The sequence below is a fragment of the Hydrogenovibrio halophilus DSM 15072 genome (assembly GCF_000384235.1).
Lineage (GTDB): Bacteria > Pseudomonadota > Gammaproteobacteria > Thiomicrospirales > Thiomicrospiraceae > Hydrogenovibrio > Hydrogenovibrio halophilus.
In genome coordinates, this window is the sequence record NZ_KB913033.1 from 1011785 (window position 1) to 1034594 (window position 22810).

Genomic DNA, 22810 nt, shown 5'->3' on the forward strand with positions numbered 1-22810 from the left:
GACAGATAAACAGGCAGCCATCATGACACCGGAAACAGAGCAGGACATCCGTTGGATTCAGCGTTTTGATAACTTTAAACGCGCATTGAAACAGCTTGATAATGCGGTTGCGATAAAAACACAGCGTGATCTATCTGAACTGGAACAACAAGGGATGATTCAGGCTTTTGAATATAACTACGAACTGGCATGGAATGTGATAAAGGATTTTTATCAGCATCAGGGTGAGTTGAATATTCAGGGCAGTCGAGATGCGTTTCGCCTGGCTTTCAGGCGCGGTTTCATCCATGATGAAGCGGTTTGGTTTGAAATGATTGAAAGTCGTGCTTTGAGTGTGAATACGTATGATAAAGACACTTCCTCAAAGCTTGTTGATGCGATTGAGCATTCATACTACCCTGTATTTTGCCGATTAAAGCATGACTTTGAGGCCTATTTGGATCACAAGGAAAATGCATGACAGAAGCACGACAATACGGCTTACGTCTAAGTGTGATTGAAGCCATGCAAGCGGTACTGGCCAGGTTTCCCGAGATCGAAACCGCCCTGCTGTATGGTTCCCGCGCCAAAGGCAATTTCAAAACCGGGTCGGACATTGACTTAACGCTCAAGCTCAAACCCGGCGTTGAACCCAGCTTATCCCTGTTGTTTTCCGTGGATGAAGCACTGGATGATTTGGATTTGATTTATACCATCGACCTGTCGCTGTTTGCCCATATCGATAACCCCAACCTGATTGATCACATTCAGCGAGTAGGTCAGGTCTTTTATCAAGCGCCCGCTGACGCATGATTCCGGTTGTCGAGATCAAAGCCAAACTCACCAAACGCTGGCTATCGCATTATTTGCCAGACAGCTTATCGACCGAATCTGATGTCTTTCCATTGCGTGTCGGCCTAAAACCGCCCACCGATAAGCAACTACGCCAGGATTTTGAGGCGGTCAAACGCTGGGTCCAAGACTATGCACAGTGGGAGAACCCCCCTTTCAGAATCGAATGGCAAAGCAAACGCACCAGTCTGGGTAAAAACGATTTTCCCCGGGCGCTGGTGTTTGAGCATATCGAGCAGCTGGCCGTGTTTATCCAAAAAAAGCAGGAGTTAAAACGTTTCCAGAGATTATCTCATCAACTGATCGAGGCGTTTGCGGCTTTAAAACCCTTTTGTCAACGCGCCCCCGCCAAGGTATTGCATTATGACCAGGCCTGGTCAAAATTGCTGGCGTTTATGCAATGGCGCTGGGACAACCCTGAGCCAACAATCTATTTGCGTCAGGTGCCGCTGACCGGGATCGACAGCAAATTTCTGGAGGCGCATAAAGCCATACTGGCCGAATGTTTCAACGCCATTTTGCCAACCGATCACATTCACAGCGAATTTACCGGGATCAAACAATTCTGTGCGCGTTTTGGTTTTCTGGATCAAACTGAGCAGCTTCAGGCGCGCTTGCTCGACCCTAATCAATCGCTGAACGGCTTTAAGACCTTCAGCGCTCCCATCAACGAATGGCAGACATTTGCACCCCAGGCGTTTGACATCCAGCAGGTGTGGATCACGGAAAACAAAGTCAATTTTCTGGCCTTTCCAGCGCTGCCCAACAGTCTGATTTTATTTGGTCAGGGCTTCGGTTTTGCCCATTGGCAGCAGTTAGGTTGGCTGAAGGATTTACCCATCCGCTATTGGGGCGACATCGACACCCACGGGTTTGCGATTTTAAATCAGCTGCGACAGGTGTGGCCGCAAACCACCAGTGAGCTGATGGATGAGGCCACCCTGTTGGCGCACCGTCCCCTGTGGGGCACAGAGCCCAAACCGACCCGGGCAACACTGAACGCTTTAACCGCGGATGAACAGGCTCTGTACCAAGCGCTGCAACACAACCGGTTTGGACCCGCCATTCGACTGGAACAGGAGCGCATTGGTTATGACTGGTTGCAATCCGCCCTGCCGCCCTGTTAAGCGATTGGTGCCGGAACAGATCAACAGGCTGGGCGATGGCGACGATTTGTGGTAGGGTTTGGAACAAATCAAACGGAATGCACGCCATGAAAACCTATCAGAAAACCTTGAATTTTCATCAGTCTTCGCGCGGAACTTTTAACATTACCACCAATATCAATGAGGTGGTCAAACAAAGCGGAATCAGAACGGGGTTGTGTCAGGCCTTTATTCTGCATACCTCGGCCTCGCTGATGATCACGGAAAACACGGACCCTGCGGTTCGGGAAGACATCGAACACTGGATGCAGACCCATGTCAAAGACGGTGATCCGGCCTACCGACACAGCGACGAAGGCCCGGACGATATGTCGTCACACCTGCGAACGCTGCTGACCCAGACCAGCCAGACCCTGCCCGTGACCAACGGCAAGTTGAATCTGGGTACCTGGCAGGCCATTTTTTTGTACGAACACCGTACCGGCGTGTTCAGCCGTCATGTGGTGGTGACGGTTCAGGGCGAATAAGCGTTTTTCTTTGAGTCCTTGCGCGATATCAGCGGCGCTGGTAACCCATTTCGATCATGCAGTCGGTGTAACTGAGCGGCACCGCTTTCTGGCTGCGTACCTGAACGCTGGACACGCCCTGCCGATTTTCCCACTGACCCATGGCTTCCTGTTTGCAATAAAGCTGATCGGCCCGGAACTGGCCGGGACTCTGACCGGGTTTGGGTTGGAACTCAGCCGTGGTGGCGCAGGCGCTGAGACCCATTGCCAAAACCACCAGGCCTGGTAAAAAAAGCCTTTGTTTCATTTTTGACCTTCCCAGTGCTTTCAACATTTGCCTCATTGTCCTTCCTGGGTGGCGGTGGTGTTGAGCTGATAACGGGCCACGCGTTTGGCCAGGGTATGCAAACGTTTGAATGCATCCACAATCTGCATTTCCAGTCGGAATATCATCACCCGTTGATCATCGGCCTTGAAACGTTTGGTCTGGTGTTCCAATGCATTCTGAATCAGGTGATCGATTTTGGCCTTCACCGCCAGCACTTCGTGCGCGGCTTCGTCACTGGCTTCCACTTGCGATTTCAGCGCGTGGTCAATGCCATGCCCCACTTCCCGCGCCAGATCGCCCAGCAGATTGAGCATGGTTTCGCTGGGTTGGATTTTGTTTTCAAACGCCTGATGTTTCGCTTGAATAATGCCATTGTCCACGGTTTCAATCATGGATTCCAGAATATTGGTGACGCTGATCAGACGCATGTATCGTCGTTGCTGGTTTTCATCCAGATCCGCCTGAGAAATGCGACCCAGATAATACAGAATCTTGCGCTGATAGGTCAGCAGCTTGTCGGTGTAATTGTCTTCAAAAGCAATGCGGTTGATGCTGGTGAATTCCTTGGCATCGATCGTGTGCTTGAAGAATTTTTCAAATTTCTGCCGAAAAATGTTCAATTCGGACAGGGCCGCGTCCATCGCCATACTGGGGGATTTCAGCAGGGCGTCGTCCAGAAACTGGGGGACAAAATGGCGCTGGGCCTTGTCGCTTTCCCCAATGGGTACCAGTTTGTACACCACCCAGATAAACACCGGAATCAACGGCAAAAACAGCAACAGCGCGGTGAATTTGAAAATGGTGTTGGCGTTGGCGATTTCACGCGGGGTGTTGGCCGCCAGAGCCGCCATCTCATCCAACCCGGTCGCCGTGGGGGAAATGCTGGTGGCCAGATAAGCCAGAACGCCGATAAACGGCAACCAGATCAACACGCCCAGCACATTGAACCCCACATGCACCAGAGCGGTCCGCACCGCGTCCCGCGATTTGCCAATCGATGCCAGCATCGCAGTAAAACAGGTACCGATGTCCGCCCCCATCACCAACGCAATCCCGGCAGGCAAGGTCAAAAACCCGTTGCTGGCCATCACAATCACAATGCCAATGGTGGCCGAGGACGACTGCACCAGCGCGGTAAAAAACATGCCCACCAGAATCCCGTAAAACGGGTTCTGCAGTTCGTGCATCAATTCCAGAAACGGTGCGTAATCACGCAACGGGGCCATGCCTTCGCTCATAACATTCATGCCGAAAAAGATCAGACCCAGCCCCAGAATCAATTCCCCCAGACTGCGGGTTTTGCTGATTTTGGCGGCAAACTTGATCACAAAACCGACCGCGATCATGGCCAGCGCCAGATTGGTGATTTTAAAGGCCACAATCTGGGCGGTAATGGTGGTACCGAGATTGGCCCCCATGATGATGCTGGCGGCCTGTGCCACGGTAATCAGCCCGGCGGACACAAACCCCACCACCAGCACCGTGGTCACGGACGACGACTGAATTACCGCCGTGACAATGGCCCCGGAAATGGCCCCGGTGATCCGGTTGACCGTCAGTTTTTCCAACAGAGTTTTCATTTTTTCGCCGGCGACCGTCAGCAGGCCCTTGATCAGCAAATCCAACCCGAACAGAAACAGCGCCAGCCCGCCCAGCAGCTCCATTGACATCGGCAGCCAATCCAATTCGGTTTGGGCGTTCTGGGTAATGTCTGTCGGCTCGGCCGCCCACACAGGCGATACCAGTAACCACCAGGCGGCCAGCATCAAGGAAACACTGAACAAGGTCCAAAGCACCCGCTGAGCGCTCATCTCAGTCGGACCATAGCATTTCAGCCATGAAAACCATTTCTGTTGCAAAACCGCCTCCCGATCTTTTTTGTTTCAATAATACGGCATTATGTCACTGTGAATGGTTTCTGTCACATTCTTGTCATAAAGCGCGCTTAGGGGTGATCAACGCGATGGATTACCCGTTTGGCATCGGCCGTTTGTATTGACAGTAAAAGCGGTTGTGGTAACCTTTTCAGCCTATATATTTAATTGATAGCGACTTTAATGAATCTATTGGCTTTCAATCTTCCGCTGGTGGTTTTGCTGCCTTTTTTCGGTGCAGCTCTGGCGGCCTGGGCATCACGCTTTAACCGACTTGGGGCGGCCTATGCCAGCGGTTTGATCACCTTGCTGGCGCTGGCATTGTTAATGCCATCGGCTCCCCTGCCGTTTCACGACCAGACATTGATCCAATCCTGGTCCTGGGTGCCGGATCTGGGACTGTATTTTGCCTTCCGCCTGGATGGGTTGTCGCTGCTGTTTGCGCTGCTGATTCTGATCATTGGCCTGTTGATCATCATCTATGCCCGCTATTACCTTTCCCAGAAAGACTGCATGGGGCGGTTTTTCGCCTACCTGCTCATGTTCATGGGCTCGATGCTGGGGATCGTGCTCTCGGAAAATGTGATTCAACTGGTCATTTTCTGGGAACTGACCTCCATCACCTCCTTTTTGCTGATCAGCTACTGGCAGCACCGAAAAGAAGCGCGTCAGGGCGCGCGCATGGCACTGGCGATTACCGGGGCTGGCGGCCTGGCACTGCTGGGGGGCGTGATTCTGCTGGGCGAGATGGTCGGCAGTTATCAACTGACTCACATTCTGGCTGCGGGCGATCTGATCCGCGCGCATGACTGGTATCTGCCCGCCCTGGTATTGATTCTGCTGGGCGTCTTCACCAAGTCGGCGCAATTTCCGTTTCATTTCTGGTTGCCACACGCCATGGCCGCGCCCACCCCGGTGTCGGCCTATCTGCATTCGGCCACCATGGTCAAGGCCGGGATCTTTCTGTTGGCCCGCTTTTTTCCAGCGCTTTCCGGCACGTTTGAATGGACGCTTCTGGTTGGCGGTGCCGGGCTGATCACCCTGTTGATCGGCGCTTACACCGCCCTGTTCAAACACGATCTCAAAGGCTTGCTCGCCTATTCCACCATCAGTCATTTGGGGTTGATCACCCTGCTGTTCGGGTTCGGCACGCCACTGGCCGCCGTGGCTGCGATTTTTCACATCATCAACCACGCCACGTTCAAGGCCTCATTGTTTATGGTCGCGGGCATTGTCGACCACGAAACCGGTACCCGCGACATGCGCCGTCTGGGCGGCCTGATTCATTACATGCCCCATACCGCCACTCTGGCGATGGTGGCCGCCGCCGCCATGGCCGGTGTGCCCTTGCTCAACGGCTTTTTAAGCAAAGAAATGCTGTTTGACCAGGCCGTGATTGCGTCTTCCTATTCGCATTGGGCCCTGTTGCTGCCCGTGCTGGTCACCATTGCCGGGCTTTTGTCTGTGGCCTATTCGGTGCGGTTTATCAAGGACACCTTTTTGGGCCAACCCAAAAGCGAGTTGTTGCATACGCCGCATGAACCGCCCCGCTTTATGAAAATCCCGGTGGACATTCTGGTGGTGGTCTGTCTGGCCGTCGGGGTTCTGCCGGCTCTGACCGTATCGCCCATTCTCGAAACCGCGGTGGCGGCCACACTGCAAACCGACGTGCCCGATTTCAGTCTGGCGATCTGGCACGGTTTCAATGCGCCATTAATGATGAGCATTGCCGCCCTGATTGGCGGTGTGGCCCTGTTTCTCAAGCGCGATGCCCTGTTCAGGTTTTACCAACTCCATGAACACATTGATGCCAAAAGCTATTTCCAATCCAGCCTCAATGCCCTGCTCAAACTGGCCAAAGGCGTGACCGAAAGCTTCGACAAAGGCTCACTGCAACACGCCAGCGCCTGGGTGATCGGCACCAGTCTGCTGGCCGGAATCATCGGATTCTGGCATTATTCCGGGCCGCTGATTGGCGACACGCCGGTGCAATCGGTGGACACGCTGACGGTGATTGTGGGATTGCTGGGCGCACTGGCGGCAATCACCACCGCCATCTGGCACCGAAAACGCCTGGTCAGCTTGATTGTGCTGGGCGCGGTCGGTTTGGTGATTGCCATCGGCTTTGTCAAATTTTCGGCTCCGGATCTGGCTTTGACTCAGCTCTCGGTAGAGGTGGTCACCATTGTGTTGCTGCTGCTGGCACTGTATTTTCTGCCCCAGGCTTCACCCAAAGAAATCAATCGGCTCCGGTTGTGGCGCGACGGTCTACTGGCCGCGGCCTCCGGCATCGGTGCCACCCTGCTGACCCTTTCGGTTTTGACCCGTGATTTTGATTCCATTTCCGCTTATTTCCTGGAAAACAGTGTTTCCGGCGGTGGTGGCACCAATGTGGTCAATGTGATTCTGGTCGATTTCCGTGGTTTTGATACCCTGGGCGAAATCGTGGTGCTGGCCCTGGCCGGATTGGGCATTTACAGCCTGCTTCAGGGCATGACCCTGCCCGCGCCCAAAAACGATCTTCATGGCCGTCTGTGGAACCCAGACAAGCACCCATTGATTCTGCAGACCCTGACCCGTCTGCTGCTGCCGCTGATGCTGATGGTAGCGGTGTTTGTGTTCCTGCGCGGCCACAATCTGCCCGGCGGTGGCTTTATTGCCGGTCTGATCGCCTCGGTGGCGTTGATTGTGCAGTATCTGGCCAACGGTATTGACTGGACCCGGCACCGTTTGCAGGTCGACATGCATTGGGTGATCGGGCTGGGTCTGTTGATCGCAATTGCCACCGGACTGGTGATGATGGCACTGGGCTATCCTTTCCTGACCTCGGCCTTCCGCCACATTCACTGGCCGGTTGTCGGTGACTTTGAACTGGCCAGTGCCATTGCCTTCGATCTGGGCGTGTTCCTGGTGGTGGTCGGATCCACGGTCCTCAGTCTGGTTCAGCTGGGTCGACTCAGTCATTCCTCACATGCGGAGTCCACATGGAAATCCTGATTGCGTTTGTTATTGGTGCCATGACCGCCAGTGGCGTGTTTTTGACCCTGCGTGGCCGGACCTTTCCGGTGGTACTGGGACTGACTTTGCTGGCCTATGCGGTCAATGTGTTTCTGTTTGCGATGGGCCGCCTCACCGTCGGCCTGCCCGCGGTGATCGATCCGACCCAGGGCGGCTATGCCGACCCCCTGCCTCAGGCATTGGTGCTGACCGCGATTGTGATTGCGTTCGGGATGACCGCCTTTCTGATTGTGCTTGCGCTCAAGGCCCGTTCGGAAATGGGCAACGATCACGTGGATGGATTGCATCTGTCCGAGGACGAAGCGTCTCTGAAAGACACCTTGCCGCCCAAATCCCGCAAAGCCACGCGCAAAGCCCGGCAGGCGCATAAACAGGAGGCCCGACCATGACCGATTGGCCAAGTCTGCCGTTTCTTGCACTGCTGCTGCCATTGCTCGGCGGCACCGTGATTTTGCTGGCCCGACCCTTGGGACTGCGTCTGCAGCGAGTTCTGGGCTTGCTGTTGATACTGGGACTGCTATTTGTCAGCGTGGATCTGCTCGAAGTCGCCTTTGAACAAGGCCATCGTGTCTACGCCTTGGGCAATTGGGACGCGCCTTACGGCATTGTTCTGGTGCTGGACCCCTTGTCCGCAATGATGGTCAGTCTGACCTCGGTGCTGGCCCTGGCTGCGCTCTGGTATGCAATGGCATCCAGTATCGATCGCCAGGGCGCGCATTTTCATGTGCTGTTTCAAATTCAGCTGTTCGGCCTGAACGGGGCTTTTCTGACCGGCGATGTGTTCAACCTGTTTGTGTTCTTTGAGGTGCTGTTGCTGGCCTCTTACGGATTGCTGCTGCACGGCGGCGGACGTCTGCGCACCCGTGGCGGATTGCATTACGTGGTGATCAATCTGATCGGTTCCACCCTGTTCCTGTTTGCGGTCGGGGCGCTTTATGGCATTCTGGGCACCTTGAATATCGCCGACATGGCACAGGCGGTGGCCGAATTGCCGGCTTCCGATCTGGCGCCAGTCGCCGCCGCCGGTTTGCTGCTGCTGGTCGTGTTTGCAATCAAAGCCGCCTTTTTCCCGCTGTACCTGTGGCTGCCGGGGGCCTATGCCAACACCTCCGCTCCGGTGGCCGCCCTGTTTGCGATCATGACCAAGGTCGGCGTCTATGCCATCATCCAGGTGCATGGCACCGTCTTCGGTCCGGAAGCCGGAGAACTGGCTTTTTTCCATCAGCCTTTTGTTCTGACCGCCGGTCTGATCGGGCTGGGCATGGCTGCGTTCGGCGTACTGGCCGCCAGGGGATTGAAAAATCAGGTGGCGTATCTGGTACTGGCATCGGTCGCCACCCTGTTGGTCGGCGTGGGCCTCAATACCCCACAGGCCCTGGGCGCGACCTTGTATTATCTGATCCATTCCACCCTGATCGCCGCGGCATTGTTCCTGTTGGCCGACATCCTGGCCAAAGGACGTGGGCCTTTTGCCGATCGGTTTGAATCGGCACCGCCCATGCCCAACGCGGTGTGGCTGGGCGGATTCTTTCTGTTTGGCGCGGTGGCCATGACCGGGATGCCGCCTCTGTCCGGTTTCATGGGCAAGGTCTTTATTCTGGATGCCGCACTGGCTCATGACTGGGCGGCCTGGGTACTGGGGATGGTATTGGTCTCCAGTCTGCTGATGATTGTGGCCATGGCCCGCAGCGGCTCGCTGTTGTTTTACAACACACAGGAAACGGTGCCGACACTGGGACAGCCTTTGAATGCCAAGGCGCTGGTATCGGTGACCGGGTTGTTTGTGATCAGTCTGGGGATGGTGGTGTTCGCCGGGCCCATTCTGGGGATGACGCAGGCCATTGCCGACAGTGTCTATGACGTTGGGCCTTATCTGGATCAAGTACTGAATGCGCCAACCCAGGACGCACAATGGCTGAAGGGAGGGCACTGACATGGCGCAGACGCAGCAAAAATCCCGCTGGTTGCCACATCCGATTCTGAGTCTGGCGTTGTGGCTGATCTGGCTGTTGCTCAACAACACCTTTGCGCCGGGCCATATGGTGCTGGGCGCGGTGTTGGCCATCGTGATACCGATGCTGACCGCCGGTTTCTGGCAGGAGCGGGTATGTGTCAGAGCGCCTGGCACTTTGGCCAAATATTTTCTGGTGGTGCTTTGGGACATTCTCATTGCCAATGTGGTGGTGGCCAAACTGATTCTGAGCCCCAACCGGAAACTGCAACCCGGCTTTTTTGTGATCGACCTCGATGCCCGTCATCCGCTGGCCATCAGCCTGCTGGCCAACACCATATCACTGACACCGGGCACCGTATCCTGCGATGTGTCGCCCGACCAGAAACAATTGCTGGTGCATGCGCTGCATCTGGAAGACGAAGCGGCCACCATTCACGACATCAAAACCCGATACGAAGCCCCACTGAACAAGGTATTGCCCCCATGTTAGAAACGGTTCTGCAAATTGCCCTGATTGCGGTGGCATTGGCCATGCTGCTCAGCGCCTGGCGTCTGATCGTGGGTCCGTCCAAACCGGATCGAATTCTGGCGCTGGACACCCTTTACATCAATACCATCGCCCTGTTGATCCTGCTGGGATTGTGGCTGGGCAGCGCGCTGTATTTTGAAGCGGCTCTGCTGATTGCGGTCATGGGGTTTGTGGGCACGGTCGCACTGAGCAAATACCTGCTGCGCGGCGATATCATGGAGTAGACACAGATGGAATGGATTTTAAGCGCATTGATTCTGATCGGTGCCGGCTTCACCCTGGTCGGTTCCATTGGTCTGGCCAAATTGCCGGATTTCTTTACCCGTCTGCACGGGCCCACCAAAGCCACCACGCTCGGTGTGGGCGCGATTTTGATTGCGTCCGCCCTCTATTTCAGCACCCGGCAGGAGGGGATCAGTCTGCACGAACTGCTGATTACGCTGTTTTTGTTTATCACCGCGCCGGTCAGTGCCCATCTGATGGCCAAAGCCGCGATTCACCTCAAAACCCGCATGCTCAAACGCACCCAGGGCACACCGGACTTTAAAAACAATCAGAATTGATCCCGGACAAACGTTCGCTAACCCGTTTTTGACCAGGCCTGGTGATTTTTAGCTTTCCGCCGTGAATCCAATTGGTTTTATGAACGAAAGCGTTGAAAGCCTTTGTCATCCGGAGCGGAGGGATCTTTGGAGACGCTTGAGAATCTTTCGACTCAGTCAGGTGTCACAAACCGGGGTCAGTCAAAGTTAAAGTCATCCAACGGGGCCAACGGCGGATTGCCGTTGTAGAGTTTGTCCGTGCGGTTCTGCAGATAACTTTCCCGCGCAAAGATGTATGGGTCCGGTTCCTGTTTGAGTTCTTCGATCAGCGGCATGATCGCCACATACTGCACAAAACCATTGCCCACACCCATCGCAATCCGCTCTCGCAGGTTGAAATCCAGCAAATGCGGGTAAGTTGGATCGTAAGCGGCATCCACCCCTTTGCCAATCAGACCGCGAGTCGTACTGGGCCCCAGAAACGGCAGGACCAGATAGCTGGCTTCGTTCCAGAATCCCCACACATAAAGCGTTTGCCCGAAATCCTCGTCCTGGTGTTTCAGCCCCGCTTCGGTGCCAATGTCGAGCAAACCGAACAGCCCCAGAGTGGTATTGAGGGCAAACCGCATCAGACTGGTCAGACCGCCTTCGACATTGCCCTGCAAAAACGCATTGGCCATATTCAAAGGTTCACCCAGATTGCGGTAGACATTGCGCACGCCGGTTTGCGCCGGTGTGGGCACATAACGTTTGTAAGCCGTGCCCAGTGGCTGGAAGATGGCATCATTAAACGCCATATTAAAGGCATAGACCGGACGATTGATCGACTCGTAAGGGTCCTGGTCATTAAACGGTTTGGCGTCGCTCTGTTGCGCTCTGATCTCATCGGCGTAATGCAAAACGTCGTCGGAAGCCTGAACGGCCTGAGCCCACGCCAGGCTGATCCCCAGACTCAGCCAGATCGATAACACCATTTCCAAGCTTTTTTTCATGCCCTGTTTTCCAACGTTACGTATTTGTCGGCCATTCTAATCGGATTCCAGGGTCTGTGTACAGGGAATGTGACTGGAATGTAACGTTTTTTTGAACGCATTCAATACCTCGGTATTGGGAAAGCTTTTGCGCCAGGCCAACACCACTGTGCGTTTGGCTTCCGCTTCGGCCAGAGGAATGTAAGTCAGAAAATCGTCGCCATTCTGACAGGCACTGCAAGGCAGAATCGTCACCCCGGCGCCGGAAGCGACCATATAACGAATGGTTTCCAGAGAGCCGCCTTCCAGGGTTTTCTGCAGGGACTGGTCTTTTTTGCGACGCTGAGACAACAACGGGTAGGCATCGAAAATCTGGTCACGAAAGCAATGACCGGCGCCAAGTAACAACAAGGTCTGGTTTTCCAGATCGGAAAGACGCACCGTATCTTGTCCAGCCAATGGATGGGATTTGGGCAGGGCGGCATAAAAAGGTTCTTCATACAAAGGGAGCGTCGCCACATTGGGTTCGTCAAACGGCAGCGACACCAATATGGCATCCAATTCACCCGAATGCAGTTTTCTGGCCAGTTCATGGGTGTAATTTTCTTCGATGGTCAATCGAACCGATTCCTTTGATTGCTGAAAGGCCGAAATCACATGCGGAAGCAAATAGGGACCGATGGTGTAAATGGCACCGATTTTCAATTCCGCGCTGTCTGACTGTTCCGCCCGAGCCAACGCTTTGATTGATTGGGCCTCCTGCAGCATTTTCTGGGCAATCGGCAGCATTTTTTCAGCAACAGGGGTTAATAAAACGTCTTGTTTGCGTCGTTCAAACAGGATCACATCCAATTCGTTTTCCAGTTTTTTGATGGCCACGCTGAGTGTGGGTTGTGACACAAAGCATTTTTCAGACGCTTTTCGGAAGTGTTTTTGTTTGGCCAGTTCGCAAAAGTATTTCAGTTCGTTCAGTGTCATAGGGATTGGATGCTTGAATATGGATATAAAGGATAAAGGTTGTTGTTACTGCTGTTGTGCACAGCCGATTCGGTGCATAAGTTCGCATTTTCCTGATTTATCAAGTCGTTGTCATGTGAACAGCCCTGGGTGAAAGCCTCGGGGCCATCTCTGTATGAGCTGTGGGCGCTTTGTGGATAAAGACAGGATTCGATCTGGGTCATCGGAATCCATCGATTTGGTCCACAATTTTTCGCGGTTGTGCACAACGCTTAAGGATTTGCTCCATAGGGTTGTCCCGGATTTGTCCACAGGCGTTTTGAGCCGTTTCTGGCCAAATCACGCAAACGATGGCACATCAGGGTCATTTTTCGGTCTGGATCAGAGTCAGGAAGTCTTTTTGCTTGATCGGTTTGTGGAAAAAATAGCCCTGACAGAGTTCGCAGGCGTTCTGGGTGAGAAAATCCACCTGTTCCTGCGTTTCCACGCCTTCGGCGATCACATTGATGTTCAGGTGATCGGTGAGATTGATGATGGTTTTGGCGATGGCCACCGCCTTGATCTGATTGGGCAATTCGTCCACAAACGATTTGTCGATCTTGAGCTGATCGATGGGCAGGTTTTTGAGATAACTCAGAGAAGAGAAACCGGTACCGAAATCGTCCAAAGAGATATGAAAGCCGAGTTCCTTGAGCTGTTTGAGCACGTAAATACTGTGGGTCAGGTTTTCCAGAAACACCCCTTCGGTGATTTCCAGTTTGATCGCTTCCGGACGCACGGCATAGGTGTCGAGTAAGCGTTCCATGGTCTCGACCAGTTTGGGATCGAAAAAGTGCTTGGGACTGAGGTTGATCGACACCGTCAGCCTCTGATCCAGCCGGTGTTGTTCGACAAAGGCAAACACCGACTCAAACAGCCAGTTGGAGATGGGGATGATGGTGAGGTTGTCTTCGGCCAGCGGAATGAAGCGAGCCGGTGAAATCAGCTCGCCCCGGAAAATCCAGCGCAACAGCACTTCCGCGCCGACGATTTTGCCGGTTTTGGCTTCGATCTGTGGCTGCAGCAACCAATAGAATTCGTTTTTGGCCACCGCGTTTTCCAGTCCTTCTTCCAGCAACAGATCGTCTTTGACCTTGTTTTCCATTTCGGTTTCAAACAGGGTGACCTGGTTGCGACCGCTTTCTTTGGAAGCATAAAGCGCAATGTCGGCCCGACGGATGACTTCGTTGATATTGAAATCCTGCTGACCGTCAAACAGATCGATGCCAATGGACACCGAGGTTTTATGGTAAAGATCGTCAAGCTGATAAGGCTTGCCCAGGGCTTCGTGCAACGCCTTGGCCAGTTTCTGTGAATGCAGACTGGCCTCGTACAGGGTTTCGCCGATGTTTTCGTAGATGATCACAAACTCATCGCCGCCAAAGCGGAAAGCCTGACCGTTGGTTTCGATGACCTGAAGAATGCGGTTGGCGATTTTCTGCAACAGCAGATCGCCCAGCTCGTGTCCATAGGAATCGTTCAGTTGCTTGAATTTGTCCACATCCAGAAACAGCAGTGCGGAAAAATAGTGGCCTTTTCGTGCCCGGTGGATGGTGCTGCTGAGTTCCTCTTCCAGCAGGGCGCGGCTGCTCAGTCCGGTCAGGGTGTCGTTGTAGGCCAGCTTTTCGATCTCTTTGAGATTGGATCGGTTTTCCTGAAACTGCTGGTGGATTTTTTCTTCCATCTGATTGAAATTGCGCATCAGATTGCCGATTTCATCGTTGTCGATGTCGGTAAAGCGTTGATGGGCCTTTTCCGGGTCAATCTGTTGGGTGGCTTCGATCAGGGATTTGATCCGCCGGGTCAGATTGTTGCCCAGAATCCAGGCGATCAGGGCTCCGAGCAGGATCGCAACCAGAGTGTAGACCAGCCCTTCCTGGGTCAGACTGATCAGGTTTTTCTGCAGATGGCGGGTGCTCATGCCGACTTTGACATAACCGATCACATTCTCACTGACCTGAATCGGGGCGGTGGCATCAATGATCTGGCTGTCCGGAATATGGCGGATTCGGACCGGATGGGCGGGATCAATGCGTTGCAGATTCTGCAGATATTTGCCGACCGTATTCTGGTTGGTGTGTGCCAGAATCAGACCTTCCGGATTGAATATCATGGCGTAACGCAGGTTTTCGTAACTGGATTGCGACTGAATGATTTCCTGCAGTCCCACCACATTATTGGAAAGCATCCATTCGGTGGTATTGGTGGCGACGGTCTGAGCCAGAGAATGGGTTTGGGTGGTCAGTTGCTGAATCAGAAAAGCGCGTTCTTTGTAGACCAGATCAAAAATAAACACGCTCATCATCAGCGCATGCACCAGCGTCACCCCGAGGATGAGCTGATGTTTGATTTTTTTGGGCCAGATACGGGTCAGCACTACTTCGCGTCCTCAGAGGCGTTTGACGAACTTTCGGACTCTGCCAATAGCGCATTGTCGCCGATTTCGGCGCGGAATGTCTGCATAAAGCGTTTGATTGGTTCGTAAGTGTCGTTATCGGCCGGGAACACGCGTTGAATGTTCATTAATCCCAGCAATTCCTGTCCACGTTCATGGGTATGTAACTGGGTCAGCAGCGACTGGATTTTTTCAGCGTGGGCCGCTTTGACCGTGTCGGTGCGATAGGAAAAGCTGTTGTTGGGCAGGGGCTCGGTCTGCCAGCCGATTTTCAGAGCCTTGGCCACATTGGGCTGGTTTTTCTGGAGGTCATACCAGGGAATGGGCCAGGTCGCACCGGCGGCGGTCAACTTGAGATACACATTCATAATGCTCGATTCCTGCGAGCCGACATACAGGGTGGTGGTGTCGCTTTTCAGATCCAGCCCCTGTTGATGCAGAAAATACTGGGGCATCATGGTCGCGGCCAGAGCGGTGGGTGCGGGGTAAGAGATTTTCTGGCCGCGTAAGTCGTCAATTTGGTCAATCTCGCTGTCCTTGCGCACCAGGATGATGCCTCGGAAATTGTCATTGGTGCCCATTTGGGCCAGGGTCTGGTAGCCGTACTGGTAATGGGTGATGGTCTGATAAGGGTTGGGCAAAGTCAGATCGAAGGCCCTTTCTGCCAATTTCTGGTCATAGCTGGGGTAATCCTTGGACGCCTGAACCCGGATGGTGACGCCTTCCAGCTGGTCGCTCAGGTATTTGGCCAGTGGATTGAACACCGAATAGAGTTTTTTGGGGTTGTGCAGCGGGTGCACGCCCAGCGTATAGATTTTCTTGTCCGATTCAGGGGCTTGATCGGCATATTGGGGCAGTGCCTGGTCGGCGCTCTGATCGGAATCGCAGCCGCTCAGGCTGAGAATCCATCCAATGAAAACAAGGAACAATAGTCTGGATGTCGGGTTTGGCATGGGTGGCCCCTTTGAATCACAAATTCAATACGTCTTCGTCTTCGATCAGACTGATGCCCGGCCCCATCGCATTACGGATGGAACGCTTGAAAATCAGTTTGTTCTGAACTGGCTCGGGCAGATCGGTAAAGCGAATCAGGTCCTTGTCGATCATCACATCGATCACGTCTTCGATCACCCGCACCATGTCCATGTCCAGTTGGTTGAGCAGTTGACGGATCAGGGTTTCGTTTTGGGTGTTTTCGACAAAGGCCTTGATTTCCGGCGAAAACAGACTGCTTTCCTCGTACCCCGGTGTGGGGGAAAACTGCAAGTCTTCAATGCTTTGATCGGTTTTGCGTTTGACGTAAATCATAACGGGCCTCACGCTCTCTTTATCAGAGAGATCAGTTGGTCATTTCCGAAATCACATTCCCCAGCAGGTCTGTCAGTCGATCGTTTTCCGAATAATCCACCGGGCAATCAATCAGGGTAACAGTTGGGGTCGCAATGGCGGTTTTCAGAGCGGGCAAGAGCTGATCGGCCGATTCAATGCGCACGCCTGTGGCACCAAACGACTGGGCAAAGGTCACAAAATCGGGGTTTTTGAAATCAATGTAGGCACTGCGCTGAAAACGGCGTTTCTGTTTCCATTCAATCAGTCCGTATTGGCTGTCGTTCCAGATCAGAATCACAATCGGCGTCTGTTCGCGCAGCGCGGTTTCCAGCTCCTGCACATTCATCATCAGACCGGCGTCGCCGGTGACCGCGACCACGGCCTTGTCCGGATGCGCCAGTTTGGCGCCGACGGCACCCGGCAGGGCAATGCCCATGCTGGCAAAACCATTGGAAATGATGCAGGTATTGGGTTGTTCGGCCCGGAAAAACCGCGCCATCCACATTTTGTGCGCGCCCACATCGCAAATGGCAATGGCGTCCTTGTCCATCGCCGTGCGCAGATCCCAGATGATTTTCTGCGGTTTCAAAGGCCAGGCCTGGTCGTTTTCAAACTGGTCCATTTCCGCAATCATGGCCTGACGCAATGGAAACGGTTGTGGGGGGGTGTCATTGGCGGGCAAATGTTCGCTCAGGGCTTTGAGGTTGCGGCCGATGTTGCCCACCAACTCCACATCGGGCATGTAACTGTAATCGACTTCCGCCGCGCAGGTGTCGATGTGAACAATGGTGTGTTCCCGATTGGGGTTCCACAAATGCGGGTGGTATTCGACCATGTCGAAACCGACACAGATCACCACATCGCTGTTGGCAAAGCCGCCGTTTTCGTAATCGCCTTTTTGCAGGCCGGTGGTGCCCATCGACAACGGATTTTTGTAATGCGGGACCGAGCCCTTGGCCATAAAGGTGTTGACCAGCGGAATTTGTCTATGTTCGGCAAACGCCTGCACCTGTTTGCTGGCATTGGCCCGGGCCACGCCATTGCCCACCAGAATCATCGGGCGTTTGGCCTGGTCGATGATCTGTGCTGCCTGCTTGAGCAGTTTGTGATCGGCCAGCGACAGCCGCGTCGGCACCACCGGCAACGGCGTTTCCGGCGTGAGCATTTCCTGAATGTTTTCCGGAAAATCGATGAAGGACGCGCCGGGTTTTTCCGCCTGAGCCAGTTTGAAGGCTTTGCGCACCACTTCGGGCAGGGTCTCCGGTTCCAGCACCTGGGTGGCGTATTTGGAAATGGGTTTGAACAGACTCACCAGATCCACGACCTGGTGCGATTCCTTGTGCAGACGGGTGGTAGCGGCCTGACCGGCAATCGCCACAATCGGGGAACGGTCCATATTGGCATCGGCCACGCCGGTCACCAGATTGGTGGCCCCCGGCCCCAGCGTGGACAGACACACGCCTGCGCGACCAGTGATGCGGCCATACACGTCCGCCATAAAGGCCGCGCCCTGTTCATGTCGACAGGTAATAAAACGGATGTCGGAATCGAGCAGGGCATCGAGAATGTCCATGTTCTCTTCGCCGGGGACGCCGAAGACGAATTCGACCCCCTCGTTTTCCAGACATTGCACAAAGCGCTTGGCGGCTTTCATTGAGCTCCTTGCAGGGTGTATGAAACATCAATACAAAAATCACCAGGCCTGGTGATTTTTATGTATTTTTTGATTATAAACCCAAAGCGGGGCAAAAAGCGAACGCCAAAGCCGAGGAAAGGTGGCTGCAGGCTTTGATGGGCTATTTTTTCAGCAGTGTGTCCACCACTTGCCACAGATTTTCATGGGAACCGGCCATGGGCACATCGGTCAGCCACTGACCATTGACCACCATGGCGGGGACGCCATTGATGCCGAAGTCATTGGTGGCCTGACGTGCTTTGCTGACTGCGCTTTTGACCTGAAAGCTGTCAAACATGGCTTTGTAGTCTGCGGGATCAATGCCCATGGGTTCCACAAACTGCGCCAGTTCATCGACACTGAACACCTGTTTGCGGTCACGGTGGATGGCTTCAAAGTAGGGGCGGTGAAACGCCTCTTCGATGCCGAGCTTTTTGGCGGTGTAAAACACATGCGCCATAAACACCCAGTTGGGATTGTCCAGCACCGCGGGCATCCGTTCAAAGGTCACGGACTTGGGCTTGGTTTCCAGCCAGTCGTGGACACTGTCTTCCAGATCGTAACAGTGCGAACAGCCGTAATAAAACAATTCAGTGACTTTGTTTGATTGCCCCGATTGGGGCTTGGGCACTTTTTTGTAGTGTTTGCCCGCTTCAAACTCGGCCGCCTGCAGCGGCACGGCAGAAAACGAAAGCGCGCTTGCGCCCAGCGAGGCCAGAAAGTGTCGTCGATTCAGCATAGTCGTTCGCCCTTAAAGTTCGCCATAAGAATGCAGACCGGACAGGAACATGTTAACGCCCAGAAAGGCAAAGGTGGTAATCAACAGGCCGATCACGGCCCACCAGGCCATGGGCTTGCCGCGCCAGCCTTTGGACATGCGAATGTGCAACCAGGCCGCGTAGTTCAACCACACAATCAGGGCCCAGGTTTCTTTCGGGTCCCAGGACCAGTAGCCACCCCAGGCTTCGGCGGCCCACATTGCGCCTAGTACGGTGGCAATGGTGAACCAGGCAAAGCCCAGCGCGATGGTTTTGTACATCAGGTCGTCCATGCTCTCCAGACTGGGCATGCGCTGAACGAAGTCGGAATTGGGGTTCTTTTCTTGGAGTTTGGCCACAATCAGATAGGCAATCCCGACCATGGCGGCAATGGAAAAGGCCCCATAGCCCACAAAGTTGGCCGGTACGTGGATTTTCATCCAATAACTTTTCAGCGCCGGCACCAGCGGCTGAATTTCGTGGGCGCCTCGGTCAAAGGTATACCAAAGCAGAAACGCGACCGACGCACTGACGATCAGCATCACAAACCCGCCCATGGCCCGGGTGCGCATTCTCTGTTCGTAAAACAGGTAAATCAATGTGGTCATGACCGCGAACAAAATGAACACTTCATATAGGCTGCTTACCGGGATGTGACCGTAATCCGGATTGATCAGATAGGACTCGTTCCAGCGGACCATCATCCCCACGGAACCCATGACCGACCCGGCCCAGGCGAGGAAGGTGGCGAACTTGCTCACGGATTCGGACTTGCCGAACAGGCCGCCGAAATAGGCCACGGTCGAGAGCACAAACAACGCACTCATCCACATGATCGCCGACTGGCTGGAAACCAGAAATTTCAGGAAAAAGGCGGTTTCACTGACGGAATAGGCGTTGTCGTTCTGCACATAGGTCCAGATAGCCAGTAAAGACAGTAAGGCCGTGGCATAAGTAAAGGGTTGAATACTGGGCCAGTAACGCCCGAACCAGATCCAGAAAATCGCAGTACCGATCAGAATGCCGATTTCATAGACATCCATCAGCGAACCGAACACGTCCCAGGCAAAGTAACTGCCCAGCAGGATCAAAGCCGTCCAAATGGTATCGCGTAAACCCCAGGGTTGGCGTTCGGTTTTCAACATGGCGTCATTGGCTGTGGTCATAGTTTTCACCTATTGTTTGATGCCGGTCTGAGCCTGAATGGCTTCGACCAATCGATTGAATTCTTTTTCCGTTTCCGGCAGGGGTTTGGTGTCCTTTCCGGCAATGGTCAGCGTTTGATGATGGTTGTCAAACGCCAGCCAGAGACGCTTTTGGCGCAGATAAAACAGGAAGAAGACTCCGATTATAAGTAATGTGCTGCCAAAATAAACGACATCTTTCCCGGGGGATTTCGTGATTTGCAGTCCGGTGGATTGAATGTGGGTAAAGTTTTCCAGCTCAAAATACAGTGGAGGGCCATAGTTGGAAAGACTGTTTAGCACCACCATCGCATCTTCAAACCACTGTTTGTTGAATTCGGAAATGCTTTCCAGGTCTTGAGTTTCTTCTTTTTCCAGTACGCTCAAATATAGTGTCTGCAGTGCCAACGATGTTTGATTGATGTAATAATCGCGCACCCTTTTCTGTTCTTCAGGCGGCACGTTTTCTTCGACAAAACTGGTGATGCCGTTGAAGCCCTGGCGGCGAAATAACATAAGCAACTGGTTCATCAGCTTCAGTTGCATCTGATGGGTGCGTTCGTCCACGCCTTCGGCTGGTAAAGCGTCATTCAGAGTGGCTTGAGTGCGTTCTGGGTCGTTGATCAGCGTCAGATATTCAAAGAACCGATCCAACCCGCGGCCTTCATCGGCCGGTAGGAAAAGATATCGGAACGGCTCCGCGGTGGAGGTCCGCATTCCGGTCATAAAAAACCAGCGACCATCCTGTTTGTCCGGAGTCATGAAATTTTCGTATTCCCAGGCCTTGCCCTGATCGTTACGCACTTTGAATACAATGGAAGGCCCGTTGTTGTGCATTTTCTTGCCGGTTTCGTTCTGTTCTTCCTCGCTGGCGGGAATGATGTTGTGCAGCTTGAAATCGTTGAACTCGATTCGGTATTTGCCAACCGGGGTATTGATGGTTTCGACTTGATCCACTGAGGTATTCATCTCCAGCGGTTTGAATTCCCGCGCAAGCAAAGGGTGCACTTTCAGGTCCAGCTTGGAGCCGCCATCGCCGAACGACGACTGATAGATGGCGTAGTTTTTGTAATAAAGCGGTTTGTTGACCTCGATGGTTTTTTCAATCGGTTCTTCCAGCTCGGGCGCGGTCAGAACCAGATCGGAGGCATAGTTTTTGGGCATGCCAGTGTCGTAATACTCGATGCGGAAGTCTTTCACATCAATGGTAAAAGGTAGTTTCTGCACCAGAAAACCGCGGTCATAAGGCAAAAACAACACATCGCTTTTCTGGCCTTCAGCCACATTAACCGTGCCGCGGAAGGAAAAGTTGTCCGATCCGACCCAGGATTTCTGAGGAATTTCGCCCAGCGGCACCGAGCGGGTTTCCGGGGCCAGATTGCCGGTGAGTTCGCGCGCCTTGAGCAACAGGTTGCTGTCGAGCAGACCGCCAATACAGATCACTATGATCGAGACATGGGTCAGAATATAGCCCCAGCGGTTCCAACGTCCTTTCATCCCGGCGACAGTCAAACCATCATCCCTTTCATGCAGGCGAACCTTGTAGCCCTGTTGCTGCAACAGTTTTTCTGCCTGCTCACTGTCAAAGTTCTCGGGGGTATAGGTCACCGACTGGGGCTGGTGTTTGTAGGCATTCAGCGACAGGCCTTCGCTGTACTGTTTCATGTCCTTCAAAAAGCCGGGCGCATTGCGGCTGACGCAGACGCCGGTGGAAATCAGCAGAAACAGCAGAACCAGAATGAACCAGGCCGCGCCATACACATGGAACAGCCCCAGCGAATTGAACACCTGAGTCCAGAAAGGACCGAATTTGATGATGTAATCCTGAAACGCCTGATTCTGTTGCAGAACCGTGCCGATCACCGAAGCGATCGCCAGCATCATCAGCAGGGTAACGGCCAGATTCATGGAGCCGAGAAACGGCAACCACTGAATGCGACGGTGTTTTTTCGGGGCCTTTTCTGGCGTAGGATTTGGCATTTCTGGCTCGCTCATGGCAACTTATTCTGGTCAGCTTCGTTCAAAAGATTGTAAAGTATACCGACTTTGGAACCATTGATAAATGATGAAAGGAAAGTCTCATGCCGCACCCGCTCTACCAGAAAGCGCAATTTCTGACCTCCGCGCCGACACTGGCGGCCTGCCCGCCCGACACAGGGCTGGAAGTGGCGTTTGCCGGACGCTCCAACGCCGGCAAATCCAGCGCCATCAACGTGCTGACCTCGCAGAAAAGTCTGTGCCGAACCAGTAAAACGCCGGGACGCACCCAACTGATCAACTTTTTTGAGTGCGACGAAGAGCGAAAACTGGTGGATTTGCCCGGGTACGGCTACGCCAAGGTTGCGATCCAGACCAAACTGGCCTGGCAGGCGCACCTGACCGACTACATAGAAAAGCGACAGGCCCTGCAGGGACTGGTGCAACTGGTCGACTGCCGCCGTCCGCCCACCGAAATCGACTTGCTGTTGCTGGAATGGACCCTGGACATGAACCTGCCGGTGCATGTGCTCCTGACCAAATCCGACAAACTCAAACGCGGCGCAGGCAAAGAATCCCTGATGCGAATGCAGCAACTGCTCGAAAAAGAATTCCCACACGCCAGCGTGCAACTGTTCTCCGCCCTAAAACGCGAAGGCCTCGACCAGGCCTGGTCAAAAATGGACCAATGGTTTCAGTTTGAGCGGGATTAAATCAAAGATGGCTTTTTAAGCCAGCGTAATATTTACATAATGTGCGTATATGTTAGTATCTGTTAAAATAGCGACAAGCAAATATTATTCTGTGCGACGTTATAAGCGCCAGGATGCCTGCGGC

The 22810-nt window shown here is 53.6% G+C and carries 22 protein-coding genes; 11 read left to right on the forward strand and 11 right to left on the reverse strand.

The genetic code is table 11. The annotated features are described in order from the left end of the window. Window positions 1–22 precede the first annotated feature (22 nt). The 4 genes from A377_RS0104840 (at window position 23) to A377_RS0104855 (ending at window position 2464) form a co-directional block, all read left to right on the forward strand. Complete coding sequence (locus A377_RS0104840) at window positions 23–460, forward strand: nucleotidyltransferase substrate binding protein (protein WP_019895064.1); 438 nt, start codon at window positions 23–25, stop codon at window positions 458–460. Further along, window positions 457–792: a nucleotidyltransferase domain-containing protein gene (locus A377_RS0104845; RefSeq protein WP_019895065.1), complete on the forward strand. Its 336-nt coding sequence runs from the start codon at window positions 457–459 to the stop codon at window positions 790–792. The genes A377_RS0104840 and A377_RS0104845 overlap by 4 nt, the downstream gene beginning before the upstream one ends. Further along, complete coding sequence (locus tag A377_RS0104850; RefSeq protein ID WP_019895066.1) at window positions 789–1958, forward strand: Wadjet anti-phage system protein JetD domain-containing protein; 1170 nt, start codon at window positions 789–791, stop codon at window positions 1956–1958. The genes A377_RS0104845 and A377_RS0104850 overlap by 4 nt, the downstream gene beginning before the upstream one ends. Window positions 1959–2044: 86 nt before the next feature. Next, the gene (locus A377_RS0104855; protein ID WP_028485273.1) at window positions 2045–2464 is read left to right on the forward strand and encodes a secondary thiamine-phosphate synthase enzyme YjbQ; all 420 of its coding nucleotides are present in this window, start codon (window positions 2045–2047) and stop codon (window positions 2462–2464) included. 28 nt (window positions 2465–2492) lie between these two features. On the opposite strand, the gene A377_RS0104860 is transcribed toward A377_RS0104855, so the two are convergent. After that, window positions 2493–2750, reverse strand: a complete 258-nt coding sequence (locus tag A377_RS0104860; RefSeq protein WP_019895069.1) for a hypothetical protein — start codon at window positions 2748–2750, stop codon at window positions 2493–2495. Window positions 2751–2782: 32 nt separating this feature from the next. Beyond that, the gene (locus tag A377_RS0104865) at window positions 2783–4630 is read right to left on the reverse strand and encodes a Na/Pi cotransporter family protein (protein ID WP_245546775.1); all 1848 of its coding nucleotides are present in this window, start codon (window positions 4628–4630) and stop codon (window positions 2783–2785) included. A 198-nt stretch (window positions 4631–4828) separates the two neighbouring features. On the opposite strand from A377_RS0104865, the gene A377_RS0104870 reads away from it, so the two are divergent. From A377_RS0104870 to A377_RS0104895, 6 genes are read left to right on the forward strand one after another with little or no spacing between them, the layout of a single operon-like run. Beyond that, a complete protein-coding gene (locus tag A377_RS0104870) occupies window positions 4829–7642 on the forward strand; it encodes a monovalent cation/H+ antiporter subunit A (RefSeq protein WP_019895072.1) in 2814 nt (937 codons plus the stop codon). Further along, window positions 7630–8052 carry a Na+/H+ antiporter subunit C gene (locus A377_RS0104875; RefSeq protein WP_019895073.1) on the forward strand — a complete coding sequence of 141 codons (423 nt, stop codon included), beginning with the start codon at window positions 7630–7632 and terminating at the stop codon, window positions 8050–8052. The genes A377_RS0104870 and A377_RS0104875 overlap by 13 nt, the downstream gene beginning before the upstream one ends. Next, on the forward strand, window positions 8049–9596 hold the full coding sequence (locus tag A377_RS0104880; RefSeq protein ID WP_019895074.1) for a monovalent cation/H+ antiporter subunit D: 1548 nt from the start codon (window positions 8049–8051) through the stop codon (window positions 9594–9596). Before A377_RS0104875 ends, A377_RS0104880 begins: the two co-directional genes overlap by 4 nt. A gap of 1 nt (window position 9597) precedes the next feature. Beyond that, window positions 9598–10107 carry a Na+/H+ antiporter subunit E gene (locus A377_RS0104885; RefSeq protein ID WP_019895075.1) on the forward strand — a complete coding sequence of 170 codons (510 nt, stop codon included), beginning with the start codon at window positions 9598–9600 and terminating at the stop codon, window positions 10105–10107. Further along, entirely contained in the window at window positions 10101–10370 is a 270-nt protein-coding gene (locus A377_RS0104890; RefSeq protein ID WP_019895076.1) for a K+/H+ antiporter subunit F, read from the forward strand. The genes A377_RS0104885 and A377_RS0104890 overlap by 7 nt, the downstream gene beginning before the upstream one ends. A 6-nt stretch (window positions 10371–10376) precedes the next feature. Beyond that, window positions 10377–10709 (forward strand): Na+/H+ antiporter subunit G, encoded by a 333-nt coding sequence (locus A377_RS0104895; RefSeq protein ID WP_019895077.1) that lies wholly within the window; start codon window positions 10377–10379, stop codon window positions 10707–10709. A gap of 176 nt (window positions 10710–10885) precedes the next feature. Here A377_RS0104895 and A377_RS0104900 read toward each other — a convergent pair whose 3' ends face one another. The 9 genes from A377_RS0104900 to A377_RS0104940 all read right to left on the reverse strand — a co-directional run bounded on the left by A377_RS0104900 (window position 10886) and on the right by A377_RS0104940 (window position 21976). Next, window positions 10886–11680 (reverse strand): MlaA family lipoprotein, encoded by a 795-nt coding sequence (locus A377_RS0104900; RefSeq protein WP_019895078.1) that lies wholly within the window; start codon window positions 11678–11680, stop codon window positions 10886–10888. A gap of 36 nt (window positions 11681–11716) precedes the next feature. Then, a complete protein-coding gene (locus A377_RS0104905) occupies window positions 11717–12637 on the reverse strand; it encodes a hydrogen peroxide-inducible genes activator (RefSeq protein WP_019895079.1) in 921 nt (306 codons plus the stop codon). 343 nt (window positions 12638–12980) lie between these two features. Further along, on the reverse strand, window positions 12981–15032 hold the full coding sequence (locus A377_RS0104910; protein ID WP_019895081.1) for a putative bifunctional diguanylate cyclase/phosphodiesterase: 2052 nt from the start codon (window positions 15030–15032) through the stop codon (window positions 12981–12983). Then, complete coding sequence (locus A377_RS11885) at window positions 15032–16003, reverse strand: phosphate/phosphite/phosphonate ABC transporter substrate-binding protein (RefSeq protein WP_083919099.1); 972 nt, start codon at window positions 16001–16003, stop codon at window positions 15032–15034. Before A377_RS11885 ends, A377_RS0104910 begins: the two co-directional genes overlap by 1 nt. A 16-nt stretch (window positions 16004–16019) precedes the next feature. After that, on the reverse strand, window positions 16020–16358 hold the full coding sequence (locus A377_RS0104920; RefSeq protein WP_019895084.1) for a hypothetical protein: 339 nt from the start codon (window positions 16356–16358) through the stop codon (window positions 16020–16022). Between the two features lie 31 nt (window positions 16359–16389). Then, the gene (locus tag A377_RS0104925; protein WP_019895085.1) at window positions 16390–18033 is read right to left on the reverse strand and encodes an acetolactate synthase large subunit; all 1644 of its coding nucleotides are present in this window, start codon (window positions 18031–18033) and stop codon (window positions 16390–16392) included. A gap of 142 nt (window positions 18034–18175) precedes the next feature. After that, window positions 18176–18793 carry a thiol:disulfide interchange protein DsbA/DsbL gene (locus A377_RS0104930; RefSeq protein ID WP_019895087.1) on the reverse strand — a complete coding sequence of 206 codons (618 nt, stop codon included), beginning with the start codon at window positions 18791–18793 and terminating at the stop codon, window positions 18176–18178. A gap of 12 nt (window positions 18794–18805) precedes the next feature. Further along, entirely contained in the window at window positions 18806–19978 is a 1173-nt protein-coding gene (gene ccsB, locus A377_RS0104935; protein WP_019895088.1) for a c-type cytochrome biogenesis protein CcsB, read from the reverse strand. A gap of 9 nt (window positions 19979–19987) precedes the next feature. After that, the gene (locus A377_RS0104940) at window positions 19988–21976 is read right to left on the reverse strand and encodes a cytochrome c biogenesis protein ResB (protein ID WP_028485274.1); all 1989 of its coding nucleotides are present in this window, start codon (window positions 21974–21976) and stop codon (window positions 19988–19990) included. Window positions 21977–22077: 101 nt separating this feature from the next. On the opposite strand from A377_RS0104940, the gene yihA reads away from it, so the two are divergent. Further along, complete coding sequence (gene yihA / locus A377_RS0104945) at window positions 22078–22686, forward strand: ribosome biogenesis GTP-binding protein YihA/YsxC (protein ID WP_019895091.1); 609 nt, start codon at window positions 22078–22080, stop codon at window positions 22684–22686. Window positions 22687–22810: the final 124 nt, after the last annotated feature.